The sequence below is a fragment of the Hymenobacter sp. UYP22 genome, assembly GCF_040547285.1.
Lineage (GTDB): Bacteria > Bacteroidota > Bacteroidia > Cytophagales > Hymenobacteraceae > Hymenobacter.
This window is the reverse complement of sequence record NZ_JBEPPK010000005.1, coordinates 163,149-179,290: the sequence shown is the minus strand read 5'-3', so window position 1 is coordinate 179,290 and position 16,142 is coordinate 163,149. Positions and strand designations below refer to the sequence as shown.

The following is a 16,142-nucleotide window of genomic DNA, read 5'->3' as shown; positions in this document are numbered from 1 at the left end:
TTATCAACGCAACTCAAGAGGGTTGTTTTTACGTGCTTGTTTTTGTTGATAATTGCGAATCAATTGCCTGGCTACTTCAGGTGAATTGCCATTGTTAGCAACCTTTGTTACGCCTTGTAAATTGTATGTAATCTTTCCTTGATTAAATTCTTTTTGGTTAGTTGATATAATGTTTTCAGGTAGTTTTAATTTAATTATATTTGAGGTATTGCTTATTTTGATTAAATCAAATGAATAATCATTATCATTGTCATGTAAGCTGATAATCAAGCCAGGTAAGCCAGAGAATTTATAGGGTCCTTCGGAAAGAGGTATTGCTGTGGTAAACCAAGCTTCCCATTGTCTTCCTGCAAATGATGTCGTTGCTCTTCGGCATGAATACTCGGCTATTTTCTTCGTTACAGAAGTTATTTGCCATTTTACTATTTTGTTATTCTGGTCTATATGATATGTTTTATTTCCTATTTTGTCATAGTACTTAATTTCATTGTTTGGGTGAGTTTTGTATATTTTATAAGTAAAATTGCTCTTGAGGTAATTTGATAGTAGATTCATAGAAGATTGGTCAAATGATGGGCTATCCAAAATCGAATCTGCTTTATGGGAAAATTGACTCTCAAATAACGAAATATTATCTTTTACAGTTAGTTGCATTAATTCGGTGTTTTTATCGTCATTTAATGAGTCAATTTTATACGTTAATTTGTAGATTAATACAAATGATGATTGTATACTTTTGTTATGAATTGTATTAAATGAACATGTCAAAAAAATTAATGTCACGAAAAGAAAAAAATACTTATTCATGTTTTTGTTAAGTTAAAGTGAAAAAACACTAATAGGTAATTAATTTAATTACCTATTAGTGTTTTCAGGCGATGATATGAGTTGTGCTTTCTTGTGATTATTGAAAATAGCAATTTCGTGAATGGAGTATGCCTGTTACGGAGACGTGTCTTTACAGCTTAACGTTCGATCTGTTCAAGATACTAAAAACACCTTCGTAGTTAGGTATAACTAATTTTGGAAACTGCTATACGAAATCAGCAATATGTGTTTATCATCCATTGCATATATTCGGCTGCATCTGCTTTTTCCCCAACAAAGTGTTCATTATGGCCACATGCTGATAAATACCAGTCCTGAGCTTTGAAAATATATTTCGTAAGTGTTTCTGGCCGCGTTGACGGCTCAGCAGTGACTGTTGTTGATGCTTCTTTTGACGAAATTGGACTACCTGTCGACTCATTTCCAGCGGCCATGCTGCTGAACGATACGCCACCCAGCAAGGCAGCCATCAGAAGAACTTTTTTCATGATACGGTAAGGGTTAGATGAAATGATGCCTCAAGTAACTTCCTGTATCTAAGCAAGGTCAAGGCCAGAAGTATGCTGTTTGTGACATGGCGTGACCGGCTCAGTAGATGGTAGAGCAATGCTATAAAATTTATATGCCACTAGCTCAATATGTTGGCTAAAGCAGTTTCCGGTTGTTTGTGACATAGAAAGAACCATATATTACATCCGCTTCACCACCAGCACCCGCTCGGTATTCTCCGTCACTTTAAACCGCTCATCGGGCCGGAAGCCGATAACCCAGGCAATTTTGCCGTCGGCGGATACCAGAACCCACACGTTGTCTTTGAGGTTGAGGGGTACTTTCTGGTCGATGAGGAAGTCGGAGAGCTTCTTCTTGCCCTTCATGCCGATGGGCATAAACCAGTCGCCCTCCTGCCAGGGGCGCACCGTGAGCGGAAACTTGAGCACATCGGCATCCAGGGCAGCCAAGGCTTTGCCTTTGGGTACGGCGTAGCCTTCGGGTATTTCCAGTAGCTCGGTGCGCAGGTGCAGGCCGTCTATTTTCAGGGCTTCCTGCCCGGCTTGCAGCTGGTGGGTGCCAAATTTCTGGAGCTTGCGCGGGGTAATCACCAGCTGCTCCCGGTCCTTCACCAGCTGGTGCGTCGGCGACTCGAAGCGGCGGCCCGGCTCGGCCCTGAAGCTCTGCAGAATATCCTTGGTGACGAGGTAGCTGAAGCCGAAGGGCCGCAGCAACTCGTGCAGCACTAGAACGGTGGCGGCGGTTTTCTGCAGCGTCCGGATGTCGAGGTAGGTAGCTTCGGGCTCCTGGCGCTGGGCCTGGGCGGCGGTTTCCTCCACGTAGCGGCGCACGATTTCCTCGGCCGCGCCTACCCGCTCGGCCGTTACGCTCATGGTGTGGTCCAGGCTGGGGTTGATGTCGCGCAGCACGGGCAGCACCTCCAGGCGCAAGCGGTTACGCTGGTACACCGGCGAGTCGTTGCTGGCATCCTCGCGCCAGATCAGGCGGTTTTCCACCACGTAGTCGTAGAGGTCGGGTTTGCTCACGGCCAGCAGGGGGCGCACCAGGTGGCCGGTTTTGGGCCGGATGCCGTGCAGGCCGGCCAGGCCGGTGCCGTGCACTAGGTTCAACAGCATGGTTTCGGCGGTGTCGCGCTGGTGGTGGGCGGTGGCTACGGCGGCGTAGCCCTGCTGCGCCCGGATGCGCTCAAACCACTCGTAACGCATGGCCCGGGCGGCCATCTGCGTCGAAATGCCTTCCTGCTCAGCAAACTTCTTGGTCTGGAAAAACTCCACGAAGTAGGGCGCATCGTACTTCTCCGCCAGCTTGCGCACAAACTGCTCGTCAGCGTCGGCCTCCTCGCCCCGCAGCCCGAAGTGGCAGTGCGCCACCCCAAACTTCACGCCCAGCCGGTGCAGCACGTCGGCCAGTACCACCGAATCGAGGCCGCCGCTAACGGCTACCAGCAGCTGGTCGGTAGGGGAGAAGAGGGTGTGTTCCTGAATGAAGGCTTGGATCCGGTCGAGCATGGGAAAGCGAAATCTAGTGCTAAAGAGCTAGCTCCTCTCCTTGGAAAGGAGGGGGGTGGTGGATGGCAAATGAACAGGCTATTGCCAGAGCTAAAAAGGGTGTTCAACGAATGTCAACCACCCCAGCCCCTCCTTTCCAAGGAGGGGAATTAGCCTTGGCTCTAAACAGAAGACCTGTACTATTCCACAAAGAAAACCGTTAGCAACGGCCCTTCTGTACCTTTGCGCTGAAATGTCGTTCCCGAAGCCTCTTTTTCTTCTGTTGCTGCTACTCCTGCCGGCCCAGGCATGGGCCCAGCAGCGCCCAGCCGCGCGCCCCGCCAATCAGCCTACCCCGCAAAAAGGCCAGCAGATTGAGCTCCTGACTGCCTCCGAATTGCAGGGCGGTGATTTCAATGGGGTGGAAATTCGTAAGCTGATTGGCAACGTGAGTTTCCGCCAAGGCACTACGCTGCTCTATTGTGACTCGGCATACCAATACACCGAGCGCAACTCGCTGGAGGCGTTCAGCAACGTGCGCATCATTCAGAACGACACCATCACCATTACCGGCGACCGGGGCACCTATGACGGCGACACCCGCAAGGCCCGCATGACCGGCAACGTGACCATGCGCGACCCGCGCATGACCCTCACCACCCAGCTGCTCGACTACGACCTCACCAACAACCTGGCCTATTACAGCACCGGCGGCCACCTCCAGGACCCCGAAAACACGCTCGACAGCCAGTTCGGTTACTACAACACCCAGAGCAAAGTGTTCAGCTTTAAGCGCAACGTAAAGCTGATTACCAAGGAAAATACCATCGACACCGACACGCTGCAGTACAACACCATCAGCAAGATTGCCTACTTCTTCGGGCCCACCCGCATTAAGGGCAAGCAGGGCAACCTCTACGCCGAAAACGGGAACTACAACACCATTACTAAGATTTCCAACTTCGCCCGAAACGCCAAAATCGAAACGCCCAACTACCTGCTGGGCGGCGACAAGCTGTACTACGATGAGGCTCGGCAGTACGGCGTGGCCACCGGTCGGGTGTCCATGACCTCGAAGAAGGATAACCTTGTAATCCGGGGCGACGTGGGGCGCTACTGGCGGGCCCAGGGCCGGGCCAAGGTGTACGGCAGCCAGCCCGTGATGCGTAATATCAACGCGAAGGATACCCTTTACCTGGCCGCCGATACGCTGGTGAGCCTGGAAGGTCGCCCGCCCCAGAATAAGGCCGGCGTGATTTACGCCTACCGCAAGGTGCGCATCTTCCGCAGTGACTTGCAGGGCCGCTGCGACTCACTCACCTACGACCGGCAGGATTCCATCATCTACCTCAGCCACGACCCGGTGCTCTGGAACAAGGGCAATCAGCTCACCGCCGACTCCATGCAGATTCAGCAGCGCAAGGGCCAAATTGACCAAATGCGGCTGTTTGGGCACGCCTTCAGCATCGGGCAGGACACTTTGCTGAACTTCAATCAGGTGAAGGGCCGCAACATGGTGGCTTACTTCCGCGACAAATCCATAAAAAAAATAGACGTGCTTGGCAACGCCGAGAGCCTCTACTATGCTCTTGAGGGTGATACGGCCGTGTCGGGCGTCAACAAAAGCCTTTCGGCCACCATGGCCTTGCGGTTTCAGGAGGGCAAGCTCAACACCATCAGCTTTCTGACCAACCCCGAAGCCCAATTCATTCCGCCCAACGACCTCAAACCGGAAGACGCCAAGCTCAAGGATTTCCGCTGGCGCGCCACGGAACGCCCTACCCGCCGCCAAACGTTAGGCAAGCACTTCGCTTTGCCAACCAAGGCTAAAAAGAAGACAACTCCCGCCAAGAAATCATCAACAGCCAAAAAAGCCGCGCCTAAGAAGCCAGCGGCTGTAAAACCTAAAGCGACTTCTAAACCGGTGAGAAAATAGATAAGAACGTCATGCTGAGCTTGCCGAAGCATCTCTGTCGCTTCGCCAGGTAGGATTAAACGAAGCGGCAGAGATGCTTCGACAAGCTCAGCATGACGGTTACATGCTACCTGCAAGCAATACCCCAATTGCCTCACCGATTCTTCTTACCTTTGCGCCCTTATGCTGTCTTTCCGCCCTGCCTTTTTTGTTCTGTTATTGAGCACCTTGCTGCTCGGCTCCTGCACTGGCTACCAAAAGCTGCTCAAGAGCACCGACGTGAACAAGAAATACGAAGCTGCCATCCAGTACTATGAGAAGGGCGACTATTTCAAGGCCGGTACATTGCTGGAAGAGTTGATTCCGTTGCTGAAAGGCCGTCCCGAGGCCGAGAAGGCCCAGTTCTACTTTGCTAACACCAACTTCCAGCAGCGCAACTACACGCTGAGCGCCTACTACTTCAAAACGTTTTACGAGACGTATCCCAACTCCCCCCAGGCGGAGGAAGCGGCTTTTATGCAAGCCAAGTCCCTGTTCCGTGACTCCCCGGAGTTTCAGCTGGACCAAACCAACACCTACACGGCCCTGGAGGTAATTCAGGAGTTCCTGAACCGCTTCCCGGAAAGCAAGTTCCGCTCGGAAACCGATGGTATGTCGCAGGAGCTGCAGAAGAAGCTGGAAAACAAAGCGTTCCGTGGTGCCCGTCTGTATTACGATTTGCGCTACTTCCAGTCGGCCATTACGGCGTTTACCCAGTTTCAGCAGCAGTTTCCTTCCTCAGCCTACGGCGAGCAGGCCGCTTTCCTGAAACTGAGCGCTCAGTATGACCTGGCCACGGAAAGCGTGGAAGAAAAGCAGCGGGAGCGGTACCTGGAAGCCATTGCCTTCTACCAGAATTTCGTTGACGCTTTCCCCCAAAGCAAAAGCCTAAAGGAGGCTGAGCGTATGTACGACCAGTCCCGCGACGCGGTAGCCAAGCTGAAACCTGCCGAAGGTACAGCCGCCAAGTAAATGTGAAAAATGTGGGAAGAATGTGGTTGAATGTGAGAAGTCGTACTCACCACACCACATAGGCTTCGCACTGATTTTTTACATTACTCACATCAAAACACATTCAGCACATTCAAGTATGAAAGCTCCCAATAACGTACCCGCCTCCATCGTAACCCGTAACATGTCGGATTTCACGGCTGAAACCGGCAACGTGTACGAAAGCCTGGCCATCATCTCCAAGCGCGCCAACCAGATTTCCGTGAAGCTGAAAGAGGAGCTGAATGGCAAGCTGGCCGAGTTTGCCACCACCGTAGACAACCTGGAAGAGGTATTCGAAAACCGCGAGCAAATCGAAATTTCCAAGCACTACGAGCGTCTGCCCAAACCTACCAACCTGGCCGTAGAGGAGTTCCTGGAAGGCAAAGTGCACTTCCGCACTCCCGCTGAGGAAGAAGTCAAAGGCTAGATTTACCAGCCGAGTATTCTCGTGAGAACGTCATGCTGACCCCGCACAGTAAGCTGCTCGGTTCGGCATGGCGTTTTTGTGTTCGGCTGCTTTCCGGTACTGCTGGGTTCTATTCTCAAACTCCACTCTATGCTGCAAGGGCGCAAAATTCTGGTAGGTGTGTGCGGGAGCATTGCAGCCTATAAATCGGCGCTGCTGGTGCGCCAGTTGGTGCAGGCCGGTGCCGAGGTACAGGTAATTCTAACCCCGTCCGCTTTGGCTTTTGTTACGCCGCTCACCCTGGGTACCTTATCAAAAAACCCGGTGCTACAGGGTTTTCTGCGGGATGAGAAAGCCGGGGAGTGGCACAACCATGTACACCTGGGTTTGTGGGCCGATGCCCTGGTAGTTGCTCCGGCTTCGGCTAATACCTTGGCGCACCTGGCCGGGGGGCTCTGCGATACGCTCCTGGATGCCGTGTACCTCTCGGCCCGCTGCCCCGTGTTTGTAGCGCCGGCCATGGACCTGGATATGTACCAGCACCCGGCCACGCAGGCCAACCTGCGCCGCCTGCGCGAGTACGGCACCACCGTATGGGACTCTCCGGCCGGCGAGCTAGCCAGCGGCCTCAGTGGCCCCGGTCGCATGCTGGAGCCGGAGGATATAGTACGGGAACTGGAGCAGTTTTTTGGGCAGGGAAAAGATGAGAAGTAGACGCTCGGGCGACTGAGGTGTATACTTACAGACTTATCCAGTGTGAGCCGTACGCCGAAGGAAGCAAGCGGATAACCTATTTGCTTCCGCGGCTCTGTTTTCTTTTCCTCTTTGACCTAAAAACGCATGCGCGTCCTGATTACTGCCGGCCCTACCTACGAACCCCTGGATCCAGTGCGATTTATTGGCAACCATAGCACCGGCAAAATGGGCTATGCACTAGCTGAAACATTTGCGGCGGAGGGGTGCGAGGTACTGCTTATCAGTGGGCCTACCAACCTGCCCGACCCAAGCAATGCCCGCATCCGGACGGTGCGCGTGCAAACTGCCCAGGAAATGTACGAGGCCGCCGTAGCCGAAGCCGCCTCGGCCGACGTGTGGGTGTTTGCCGCTGCCGTAGCTGACTACCGCCCGGCCCAGGTAGCCGAGCAGAAAATCAAAAAGGCGGGCGAAACCCTCACGCTGGAACTGGTAAAGAACGTGGACATTGCCGCCGAGCTGGGGAAAACCAAGCGGCCCGAACAATTTTCGGTAGGTTTTGCGTTGGAAACTGAGAACGAACACGCGCACGCCCTCGGTAAACTCCAGCGCAAAAACTTTGATATGGTGGTACTGAACTCCCTGCGTGACGCCGGGGCCGGTTTTCGCCACGATACCAACAAAGTGACTGTGCTGGATGCTGACGGCCGAATAACTAACTTCGAGCTGAAAGCCAAGACGGACGTGGCGCGTGATATTGTGCGTTCGGTATTGGCTCGTCGTTTACCCCAAGCTCATGCGTAAACTCTTCTTATTGTTGTGCCTCGTTAGCTGCGCTGCCGCCACCCAGGCTCAGGAACTGCTGGCCGAAGTAACCGTGTCCACCGAAAACGTGACCATATCGGACCGGCAGCTAGTGCAGCAGATGCGCAACGACATGCAGACGTTTCTGAACACGCGGTCCTTCACCAATAAGGTATATCGGCCCGAAGAGAAGATCCGCTGCAAAGTGTTCGTGGGTATTACCGAAATTCCGCAGAACGGTACGTACCGGGCCACGGTGCGCGTTCTGAGCACGCGCCCGGTGTACGGTACCGGCTACGAAACCAACTTGCTAAGCTTCGCCGACCGGGGCTGGCTGTTCAACTACTCCCCCCAAAACCCTATCGACTATTCCGAAACGACGTTTGTCGGGAATCTGTCGTCGCTGCTGACGTTCTACGCCTACATCATCATTGGCATGGACCAAGACAGCTTCTCGCCCCTGAGTGGCTCCCCATACTACGACCGAGCCCGCACTATTTTGGTAAACGCCGCCTCGCAGAACATCACCAACGAGGCCGATGAAGGGTGGAAAGACACCAACAACGGCAACCGGTATTGGCTGCTCAATAACCTGCAGGACCCGCAGTTGGAAGCTTTCCGGAGTGCTATTTATGCCTACTACCGGCAGGGCATGGATATATTTATTACCAACCCCGAAGAAGCCCGGGCTAGTATGGCCACGGCTCTGCAAAGCGTGCAACAGGCCGTGCAGCGCCGCCCGGGTACCTTGCTGGCCCGCGCCTTTTTCACCACCAAGGCCGAGGAAATATCCAACGTATTCCGCACCAGCCCCGACCAGCAGCAGAAAACGCAAGTAGCTACCCTGCTCACCGAAGTAGACCCTACTAACTCCGCCCGCTACCAAACAATTCTGCGGCAGCCCTAACGTTTGGCTTTCCAAGCCACCGGACGGATCTGGGGTGGCCATTAGCCTCCTTGAAAGCCTTGGGAGCTGTTTGCAAAAGCGAACTGGAAATCTTTCTGGCGAAACATATTGGCATTTGACTAAATGAACTAGTAGCTTTGCTAAAGCTACTAGACTTGCCTGTTGCTGGCTGGCCCGTAGCCTGGTTTCTTTGGCAGCTACGGCCGGCACCCCGGCCTTCATTTGGTTTGTTATGCTGGTTGATCTGCGAATTCAGAACTACGCGCTGATTGAAAAACTGGAGTTGCGCCCCTCGGCGCTGCTCAACATTATTACGGGCGAAACCGGAGCGGGTAAGTCCATTATGCTGGGCGCCATTGGGCTGCTGCTCGGCAACCGCGCCGACTCGCGCATGCTCTTTGACACGGACAAGAAGTGCGTAATTGAGGGGCAGTTTGATATTCGCAGCTACCAGTTGCAGGATATTTTTGAGTCGGAGGACCTGGACTATGACCAGCAATGCATTCTGCGCCGGGAAATTAGTCCGGCCGGAAAAAGCCGGGCGTTCATCAATGATACGCCCGTAACGCTGGAAACCCTGCGCCACATCGGAGCCAACCTGATGGATATTCACTCCCAGCACGATACGCTGCTGCTCGGCGACACGGTGTTTCAGCTAAACCTACTGGATTTGTACGCTGGCTTGGTGCCGATGCGGGGGCAATACAGCAATGCGTACCGCCAGTACCGCAAGCAGGAGTCAGATTTGAAAGCCCTGGAAGACCAGGTAGCCCAAGCCAATAAGGAGCTGGACTATCATAGCTTTCTACTCAATGAGCTGGAAGATGCCAGCCTCGACAACGAGCAGCAGGACGAGCTGGAGCAGGAAGTGAAGGAGCTGGAACACGCCGAGGAAATCAAGTTCAAGCTCACCCATGCTTTGCAGGGGCTGTCGGAGGGGGAATACTGCGCCGCCGGGGCCCTGAAGGATGCTGCTTCCATGCTGGGCCAGATTGCCGCCTACTCCGAACCGGTGCGGGAGCTGAAAAACCGCCTGGACAGCTGCCTGATTGAGCTGCACGATATTGCCGACGAGATTGAGGCCGTGGAGCGCCGCACCGAAGGCGACCCGGCCCGCATTGATGAGCTGCAAAACCGCTTAAACATTCTCTACAGCCTGCAGCGTAAGCATCAGGTGCGAGATGTAGTGGCTCTGTTAGCCGTACGCTCCGACCTACGCGACAAAGTGGGCTCAGTGCTCAACCTGGATAAGCAGATAACCCGCCTGCGTCGGGAAGTAGAAGCCAGCTTGGCCACCATTACCAAGCAGGCGGCCCGGCTCTCGGAAGCCCGCCGTAAGGTGTTCCCGAAGTTTGAGAAGGAGTTGGCCTCCCTACTCACGGACCTGGGCATGCCGCATTCCCGCATTGTGGTGCAGCACCAGGAAAGCGCCCCCGCTGCCAGCGGCATTGATGTAATAAGCATCCTGTTCTCGGCCAACAAAGGTGCCCAGCCCCAAACCCTGAGCAAATCGGCCTCGGGCGGGGAATTTTCCCGGCTCATGCTCTGCATCAAATACCTGCTGGCCGATAAAACGGCCCTGCCCACCATCGTATTCGATGAAATTGACACCGGCATCAGCGGGGAAATTGCCGTGAAAGTAGGCCGCATGATGCAGCAGATGGCTAAGAAGCACCAGCTCATTACCATCAGCCACCTGCCCCAGATGGCCGCCGCCGGCGACGCGCACTACTTCGTGTATAAGGAAGACCGCGCCGACCGCACCGTGAGCCGCATCCGGGAGCTCAACCAGGAGGAACGCATCCAGGAAATTGCCCAGATGATTTCCGGGGCCAACCCCAGCCAGCACGCGTACCAGAGCGCCCGGGAGCTACTGGCCCTGCGCGGCGTGGAAATGGCGGGGTAGTAGCGGTGAATGAATTGCTGTTAACTTAGCCAATCATCATAATCATATTCAAATGTATAGTTCAGCTGTTATCTTACGCATAATGACAGTGCTTGCTAAGTTGAGAAGGCTTTCCAGGGTGCTATTCGGGTTGGCTCTTGTATACTTGTTCAGCAGCCATCCCTTTAATACCAACCAACATTCCTGGATGTGGATAGCGTGGGCAGTACTAGTATTTCATAACCTGTTGTTAGTAGCAGATCTTTATTTTTCAGGGAAGCTGCAGCTTATAAGGCTGTTGCTTGGATTCTACGTGTTAGGAGGTCTTCTAGCAGCCTGGATCATCCTATGAAACCCCTAAGACAGGGAATTACAATGGCTCCATTATCTTAGCGCATCCTAAACTCTGAACCTATGCCTAACCTACTCGCGGGCAAAGTCGGTATCATTTCCGGCGCGCTGAACGAAGAATCTATTGCCTGGAAAGTAGCCCTGAAGGCCCACGCCGAAGGAGCCCGCTTTGTGCTCACCAACGCCCCGCTGGCCATGCGCATGGGCGAAATCAATAAGCTCTCGGAGCAGTGCAACGCGCCCATCATTCCGGCCGATGCTACCTCGATGGAGGACTTGGAGAAGCTGTTCTCGGGGGCGCAGGAGCACCTCGGCGGTAAGCTCGATTTCGTGCTGCACAGCATTGGCATGAGCGCCAACATCCGCAAGGGCAAGCACTACGGCGAGCTGAACTACGAGTGGTACCAGAAAACCTTGGATGTATCGGCCCTGTCGTTCCACAAAATGCTGGCCGTGGCTGAAAAGCAGGATGCCTTCAATGAGTGGGGCTCAGCCGTGGCCCTGAGCTACATTGCCGCCCAGCGCGCCTTCCTCGATTACACCGATATGTCGCAGGCCAAGGCAATGCTGGAGAGCATAGCCCGTAGCTACGGCCAGCGCTTGGGCAAGCTGAAAAAAGTACGCGTGAACACCATCAGCCAGTCGCCCACCAAAACCACGGCCGGCACCGGCATCAGCGGCTTCGATGCGTTTTACGAGTACGCCGACCGCCTTTCGCCCCTGGGCAACGCCCCGGCCGAAGCCTGCGCCGACTACTGCATCAGCCTGTTCTCCGACCTGACGCGCTACGTGACCATGCAGAACCTCATGCACGACGGCGGCTTCAGCACCACGGGCATTTCGGAAGAAATTGTGGAGCTGATTTCCAAAGCCAACTCCTAGGCTTAGCATTCTGCAAAACCACAGCGCCCGACCATTAATGGCCGGGCGCTGTGGTTTTATTAGTGTGCCGACGCAGCAAATGTGAATGCCATTTGCTCCCTATCGTAATCTAGGAGCAAGGAGTGATACTGTTCGTATAAAGGACGTAATGCATCTACTGTTGGGCCCAACACATCCAATCCTCGGTCGTCGTACATATGGAGCAACAGGCCGGAACTCAGATTTAGAAAGAACACATCATCGTGCAACTGCGGTTGGCGGCCAGGGAAATCCTGGTTGCTGATGGCCTGAAAAATGCGGTGGTAAGGAATAGCAGCGGCTCGTCGTTGCAGGGCAAAGCGAATAAGCTGCCGAGTATCGCGGAAGCGGGTTTGGTTGGCCAAGCGTTGAAACGCTACTTCCGAGCGTGATGCCTGTAACAATCGTAAAACGAAATGCCCGGCCCGAAAACGCCGACGTCGGAACCAACGCGTGTGCCAGGGACGCTGCACGATAATTAATACCTCATCAGTGGGGGCAAAAACAGCTTCAAATAATAAAGCAGCCCGCCGCTCTACCTCAGCGAAATATACTTCGTCAGATGTGCTGTTTTCGCTCTGCAAATCAAACCGGACTGCAACGGGCCATGTATAAAACAAACCCGGCCCAATAGCTAAACCGGGGTAATACTGCTGCAGGAATTGGGTAATTATAGAAGACATGCGTTGTCGTTACTCCTGCGCTTGGAGCCACTCTTGGGCGTTTTCTAGGCTGTCAAACAAGTGAATGTGAAGCATGTTGCCGATACGAACTTGCAGATTTTCCATGGAAATCTGGCCAAAAATATCGGGCGAAAGTACTTGGGCAAAGTAGCGTAGTCCGGCCCCAATTATTAGCGGCGTCCATACCTGTTCTATCCAGTCGTTGGCTTCGCTGAAAGTGCCTTGCAGGTCGCGGTGGTCGTTGAGCAGCTTGGCGCAGGGCTCCTCACGCAGCATATCCACGTAGGTCAGGCCGCCATCCATGACGGTACCCATCGTTTGGCGGCCATGCCACTGGGCATGAATCCAACCAGCCTGGCGGTTACGGTTTACAGTCAGGTATACGCTGCCGTCGCCGCGTTTTAAGGATATTGTCGTCATTCCAAATCAGGTGAAGCCTGTGGGAGTAGGCGGGCCGCAGATATGCCGGGCAGCAAAGATGGGAAACAATGGTAAAAGCAGCCGGGGCGAACCACCTGCTACGGGCCTACCGTAGTTGCGCCCAGCAATAGTGCCCCGCCAACAACCCGAGAAGGTGCAAGAGTTAAGGAATCAGCCGGTCGGTACGGAGCTGGGCAAACAGGTCAAGGAACGACTCCTCGGTAGATTGGTATTCCAGGAAGCCCCGCTTGCGGCTGTTGGCCATATCGGTCATCACCTCAATCGGGCGGCCCAAATCCAGGTCGGTGTGCCAGGGCGAGGCCAGGCGGTCAAGGTCGGGCTCCGCGAGGCCGTGGCGCTCGGCAATTTCGCGCCACACGGCCGCATCCTGGCTTAGCTCGGCTTCCAACGGACGAATCGTACCATCAAAGCCTGCGCTTTCCACGCCAAACCACGCCGCCAGGCGTGGCCACAGCCAGCTCCACCGAAACACGTCCCCGTTCACAATATTGAACGCCTGGTTTTGGGCAGCCTCGGTAGTAGCGGCCCAGCGCAGCTGCTTGGCGATGATGCGGGCGTCGGTCACGTCGGAGAGGCCGTTCCACTGGGCTTCGGAGCCGGGCCAGCGGAAGGGGCGGCCGGTTTCCCGGCAGATGCTGGCATACACGGCCAAGGTAGTGCCCAGGTTCATGAGGTTGCCCACGGCCTTACCAATGATGGTGTGGGGCCGGTGGATGCTCCAGGTAAATCCGTCACGAGTGGCGGCGGCGTACACCTCATCTTCCTGGGCGTAGTAGAAATTATCGAGCGGGAGGCGGGGCTGCTCCTCCCGCAGAGGCGTGGGCGGCGGCGTGCCCCCGCTTACGTACGCTTCAAACGGCCCCAGATAATGCTTGAGCCCCGTTACCAACGCCACATGCTGCACCGATTTTTTGGGGGCCAGGGCAGCCAATAGGTTGCGCACCATCTGGCTGTTTACCCGGATGTTCTCGGCCTCCGTATCCTGGCGCATCCAGCTGGTGATGAACACATGAGTGGGGGCCAGGCCCTGCAAGGCCGCTTCCAGGCTACCGGGTGATAGTAAGTCGGCCGGTACGGGGTGCAGGCCGGGTACATCGGTACGGGGCGAACGGGCCAGGCCGTAGGTTGGCCAGCCGTGGGCTAGCAGCTCCTGGGCCAGGTTGCTGCCAATGATGCCGCTGGCACCTACTATAAGTGCTGTATTTGACATGGTGCGAAAGTAAAAGGGGGTAATGGGCCGCGCTGTATGGGGCGGAAGCTACTGTAACCGCTCAAACCGCAAATCTTCCCGCACAAGGAGGGAAATAAGTACTGCCCAGCTTGCAAAAAGCCCGGCCTTGTTTGGGCCGGGCCTATACAGAAGCGCTACAAAATGCCGGTTTTACTGCGCGCTTTCGTCGCCGTCGAGGGGCTTGCTTTCCTGGTGGACTTTCGCGGCAATCAGCTCATCAGGTAGCACGTTGCTGGCCGTTACCTGCGCCTTATTCATGAAGCCAGAAATTACCCGGTTTTCGCCAGCCATTAGAGCTTTGTAGCCGTCCTGGGCCACGTCGGTAGGGGAGGACATGCCGCTTTTCTCGGCTACGTTCTTGGCCCGGGTCATATCGGCTTTGTTGAAAAAATCGGTGTCGGTGAGGCCGGGCAACAGGTTGGTGATGGTGACGCCCTTGTCCTTGTTCTCGTTCTGAATGGACTCGGCGAAAGAATTCACAAAGGCCTTGGTGCCGTGGTACACCGCCTGCAGGGGGCCGGGCAGCTCCCCGGCAATGCTGCCTACCAGTAGAATTTTGCCTTCGCTCCGGCCCAGCATTTCCTGCAGGTACAGCTTGGTAAACGTCACGTAAGCGCCGATATTCAGCTGAATAATGTCCAGTTCCCGGTTAATATCGGTGGTGTCGAAGGTGCCGTACTGGCCCTGGCCGGCGTCGTTTACCAAGGCATCCACTTGTATGCCGCTGGCCTTCACCTGCTCATACACCTCAAACGGGGCTTCGCGCTTAAATAGGTCCTTGGCAATGGTGGTTACCTCCACGCCGTGCTGCTGCTTGATTTCCTGAGCTGCCTGGTCGAGTTCCTGCTGGTTGCGGGCCACCAGAATAAGGTTGTACTGATCCTGAGCGAAGCAAGTAGCTAGCTCCCGGCCAATACCGCTGGTGCCGCCCGTAATAAGGGCCGTTTTGGATGTGGATGCCATGAGAATGGAAAGGCTAGGTTAGGCTAAAGCTAACGCGCCTAATTGCCAGTCGGTTATGGTTGAGGTGCCGCTTGGTTACCAGTAAGCGGCCCGCCCTCTGGCAACCAAGCGGCTACCAACCGGAAGCAGTGAGGTGCTGCTAGCGGGCCGGGGCAGCAACAGACGGGGCCCGAAAGAACTCGTCCACCTTGCGGTTGAACTCCTCGGCGCGTTCGTGCAGCGTGGCGTGGCCACTGTTGGGCACAATCCAGAGCCAGGCCCGGGTCAGATTCTGGTAAATAGCCACTGTGTGCTCCGGCCGAATCACGTCCCGGTCGCCGGCAATAATGAACGCCGGAGCCTTGATACTGGCTAAAGTCGGCAACGGCACGTGCGGGTGCCGCCAATCCAGCAGAAACACTTTCCAGTCGTTGCGGCGCTTGGGGTCGGTGAAGCGCTGAGTGCGGCCTTCCTGGTAGCCCCGCTTCATCTGCTGCCACAGCTCGGGCATCAGGGCTGTGGAGTCGGGCCAGAGGTTGGCGCCGGTGGCGGCCAGGCGCTTTACCTTGCTCGGGTGGCGCTGGGCCAGCAACAAAGCCGTAATGCCCCCGTCGCTCCAGCCCAGCACATAGGCTGAGTCGAGGCGCAGGTGGGTGAGCAGAACGGCACAATCATCGGCCAGCAGCTCGAAGCTTAAGGAGTCGCCGGCGTCCACCGACTGGCCGTGGGCCCGGCTGTCGAGGGCAATGACGCGGTACTTTTTGGCGAAGTAGGGGATGGTTTTGGCGAAATCCTGGCTGCTGCCGCCGTTGCCGTGCAGCAGGAGCAGCGGCGCTCCGGTGCCGTACGTCTCGTAGTACAGCTTCACACCGCGCACCGTAGCAAACTTACCAGCGGCCGGATTATGGCCGTACGGCACCGCCTTTTGGCCCCAAGCCAACTGGGTCAGCAGCAAAAACGATAGGAGCAGAAGGCAGGAGCGGCGCATCAGAGCAAGTAAAGTCTTTGGGGTAATCAGGAACGTCATGCTTCGCCGCCGGCTCTGCATGAGGTGCTAGGGTATGTGGACAGGAACTCCCAACGGCATTCTGATGCTATTCAGACCGTCCTATTGGGCTTGCCGAAGC

Annotated in this window: 16 protein-coding genes; 8 read left to right on the top strand and 8 right to left on the bottom strand. The window is 55.2% G+C overall.

What is annotated here, in order from left to right; all coding sequences use genetic code 11:
• Window positions 1–3: 3 nt before the first annotated feature.
• From ABIB60_RS11025 to tilS, 3 genes are all read right to left on the bottom strand, one after another.
• On the bottom strand, window positions 4–807 hold the full coding sequence (locus tag ABIB60_RS11025) for a GLPGLI family protein (protein WP_354579861.1): 804 nt from the start codon (window positions 805–807) through the stop codon (window positions 4–6).
• Window positions 808–1,043: 236 nt separating this feature from the next.
• Window positions 1,044–1,316, bottom strand: coding sequence for a hypothetical protein (locus ABIB60_RS11020; RefSeq protein WP_354579859.1), 273 nt, complete (start codon window positions 1,314–1,316; stop codon window positions 1,044–1,046).
• A 201-nt stretch (window positions 1,317–1,517) separates the two neighbouring features.
• Window positions 1,518–2,846, bottom strand: a complete 1,329-nt coding sequence (tilS, locus tag ABIB60_RS11015; RefSeq protein ID WP_354579857.1) for a tRNA lysidine(34) synthetase TilS — start codon at window positions 2,844–2,846, stop codon at window positions 1,518–1,520.
• 262 nt (window positions 2,847–3,108) lie between these two features.
• Between tilS and ABIB60_RS11010 the strand changes: the two genes are divergently transcribed.
• The 8 genes from ABIB60_RS11010 (at window position 3,109) to ABIB60_RS10980 (ending at window position 11,700) form a co-directional block, all read left to right on the top strand.
• Window positions 3,109–4,761 (top strand): OstA-like protein, encoded by a 1,653-nt coding sequence (locus tag ABIB60_RS11010; protein ID WP_354579855.1) that lies wholly within the window; start codon window positions 3,109–3,111, stop codon window positions 4,759–4,761.
• Window positions 4,762–4,923: 162 nt separating this feature from the next.
• Entirely contained in the window at window positions 4,924–5,751 is an 828-nt protein-coding gene (locus ABIB60_RS11005) for an outer membrane protein assembly factor BamD (RefSeq protein WP_354579853.1), read from the top strand.
• Between the two features lie 118 nt (window positions 5,752–5,869).
• Complete coding sequence (locus ABIB60_RS11000; protein ID WP_354579851.1) at window positions 5,870–6,199, top strand: DNA-directed RNA polymerase subunit omega; 330 nt, start codon at window positions 5,870–5,872, stop codon at window positions 6,197–6,199.
• A 129-nt stretch (window positions 6,200–6,328) separates the two neighbouring features.
• Window positions 6,329–6,892, top strand: coding sequence for a flavoprotein (locus ABIB60_RS22430; RefSeq protein WP_502915123.1), 564 nt, complete (start codon window positions 6,329–6,331; stop codon window positions 6,890–6,892).
• Between the two features lie 126 nt (window positions 6,893–7,018).
• Complete coding sequence (locus ABIB60_RS22425) at window positions 7,019–7,675, top strand: phosphopantothenoylcysteine decarboxylase domain-containing protein (protein WP_502915122.1); 657 nt, start codon at window positions 7,019–7,021, stop codon at window positions 7,673–7,675.
• Complete coding sequence (gene porD / locus ABIB60_RS10990; RefSeq protein WP_354579850.1) at window positions 7,668–8,582, top strand: type IX secretion system protein PorD; 915 nt, start codon at window positions 7,668–7,670, stop codon at window positions 8,580–8,582. Before ABIB60_RS22425 ends, porD begins: the two co-directional genes overlap by 8 nt.
• A gap of 232 nt (window positions 8,583–8,814) precedes the next feature.
• A complete protein-coding gene (recN, locus tag ABIB60_RS10985) occupies window positions 8,815–10,488 on the top strand; it encodes a DNA repair protein RecN (RefSeq protein WP_354579849.1) in 1,674 nt (557 codons plus the stop codon).
• A 393-nt stretch (window positions 10,489–10,881) separates the two neighbouring features.
• Entirely contained in the window at window positions 10,882–11,700 is an 819-nt protein-coding gene (locus ABIB60_RS10980; RefSeq protein ID WP_354579848.1) for an enoyl-ACP reductase FabI, read from the top strand.
• 59 nt (window positions 11,701–11,759) lie between these two features.
• Here the strand turns inward: ABIB60_RS10980 and ABIB60_RS10975 are convergent, their stop codons facing one another.
• From ABIB60_RS10975 to ABIB60_RS10955, 5 genes are all read right to left on the bottom strand, one after another.
• A complete protein-coding gene (locus ABIB60_RS10975; RefSeq protein ID WP_354579846.1) occupies window positions 11,760–12,401 on the bottom strand; it encodes a DUF3885 domain-containing protein in 642 nt (213 codons plus the stop codon).
• A gap of 9 nt (window positions 12,402–12,410) precedes the next feature.
• Window positions 12,411–12,821 (bottom strand): hypothetical protein, encoded by a 411-nt coding sequence (locus tag ABIB60_RS10970; protein ID WP_354579844.1) that lies wholly within the window; start codon window positions 12,819–12,821, stop codon window positions 12,411–12,413.
• Between the two features lie 163 nt (window positions 12,822–12,984).
• Window positions 12,985–14,052 (bottom strand): SDR family oxidoreductase, encoded by a 1,068-nt coding sequence (locus ABIB60_RS10965; protein WP_354579842.1) that lies wholly within the window; start codon window positions 14,050–14,052, stop codon window positions 12,985–12,987.
• Between the two features lie 171 nt (window positions 14,053–14,223).
• Complete coding sequence (locus ABIB60_RS10960) at window positions 14,224–15,036, bottom strand: SDR family NAD(P)-dependent oxidoreductase (RefSeq protein WP_354579841.1); 813 nt, start codon at window positions 15,034–15,036, stop codon at window positions 14,224–14,226.
• A 139-nt stretch (window positions 15,037–15,175) separates the two neighbouring features.
• The gene (locus tag ABIB60_RS10955) at window positions 15,176–16,003 is read right to left on the bottom strand and encodes an alpha/beta fold hydrolase (protein WP_354579839.1); all 828 of its coding nucleotides are present in this window, start codon (window positions 16,001–16,003) and stop codon (window positions 15,176–15,178) included.
• Window positions 16,004–16,142 lie beyond the last annotated feature (139 nt).

Bases quoted from the DNA above. Each gene is read 5' to 3' on its own strand.
- ABIB60_RS11000 (WP_354579851.1), top strand. From the start codon at position 5,870: ATGAAAGCTCCCAATAACGTACCCGCCTCCATCGTAACCCGTAACATG.
- ABIB60_RS10965 (WP_354579842.1), bottom strand. From the start codon at position 14,052: ATGTCAAATACAGCACTTATAGTAGGTGCCAGCGGCATCATTGGCAGC.
- ABIB60_RS11020 (WP_354579859.1), bottom strand. From the start codon at position 1,316: ATGAAAAAAGTTCTTCTGATGGCTGCCTTGCTGGGTGGCGTATCGTTC.
- ABIB60_RS10955 (WP_354579839.1), bottom strand. From the start codon at position 16,003: ATGCGCCGCTCCTGCCTTCTGCTCCTATCGTTTTTGCTGCTGACCCAG.
- ABIB60_RS10980 (WP_354579848.1), top strand. From the start codon at position 10,882: ATGCCTAACCTACTCGCGGGCAAAGTCGGTATCATTTCCGGCGCGCTG.
- ABIB60_RS22425 (WP_502915122.1), top strand. From the start codon at position 7,019: ATGCGCGTCCTGATTACTGCCGGCCCTACCTACGAACCCCTGGATCCA.
- ABIB60_RS10960 (WP_354579841.1), bottom strand. From the start codon at position 15,036: ATGGCATCCACATCCAAAACGGCCCTTATTACGGGCGGCACCAGCGGT.
- ABIB60_RS11025 (WP_354579861.1), bottom strand. From the start codon at position 807: ATGAATAAGTATTTTTTTCTTTTCGTGACATTAATTTTTTTGACATGT.
- porD (WP_354579850.1), top strand. From the start codon at position 7,668: ATGCGTAAACTCTTCTTATTGTTGTGCCTCGTTAGCTGCGCTGCCGCC.
- ABIB60_RS22430 (WP_502915123.1), top strand. From the start codon at position 6,329: ATGCTGCAAGGGCGCAAAATTCTGGTAGGTGTGTGCGGGAGCATTGCA.
- recN (WP_354579849.1), top strand. From the start codon at position 8,815: ATGCTGGTTGATCTGCGAATTCAGAACTACGCGCTGATTGAAAAACTG.
- ABIB60_RS10975 (WP_354579846.1), bottom strand. From the start codon at position 12,401: ATGTCTTCTATAATTACCCAATTCCTGCAGCAGTATTACCCCGGTTTA.
- tilS (WP_354579857.1), bottom strand. From the start codon at position 2,846: ATGCTCGACCGGATCCAAGCCTTCATTCAGGAACACACCCTCTTCTCC.
- ABIB60_RS11005 (WP_354579853.1), top strand. From the start codon at position 4,924: ATGCTGTCTTTCCGCCCTGCCTTTTTTGTTCTGTTATTGAGCACCTTG.
- ABIB60_RS10970 (WP_354579844.1), bottom strand. From the start codon at position 12,821: ATGACGACAATATCCTTAAAACGCGGCGACGGCAGCGTATACCTGACT.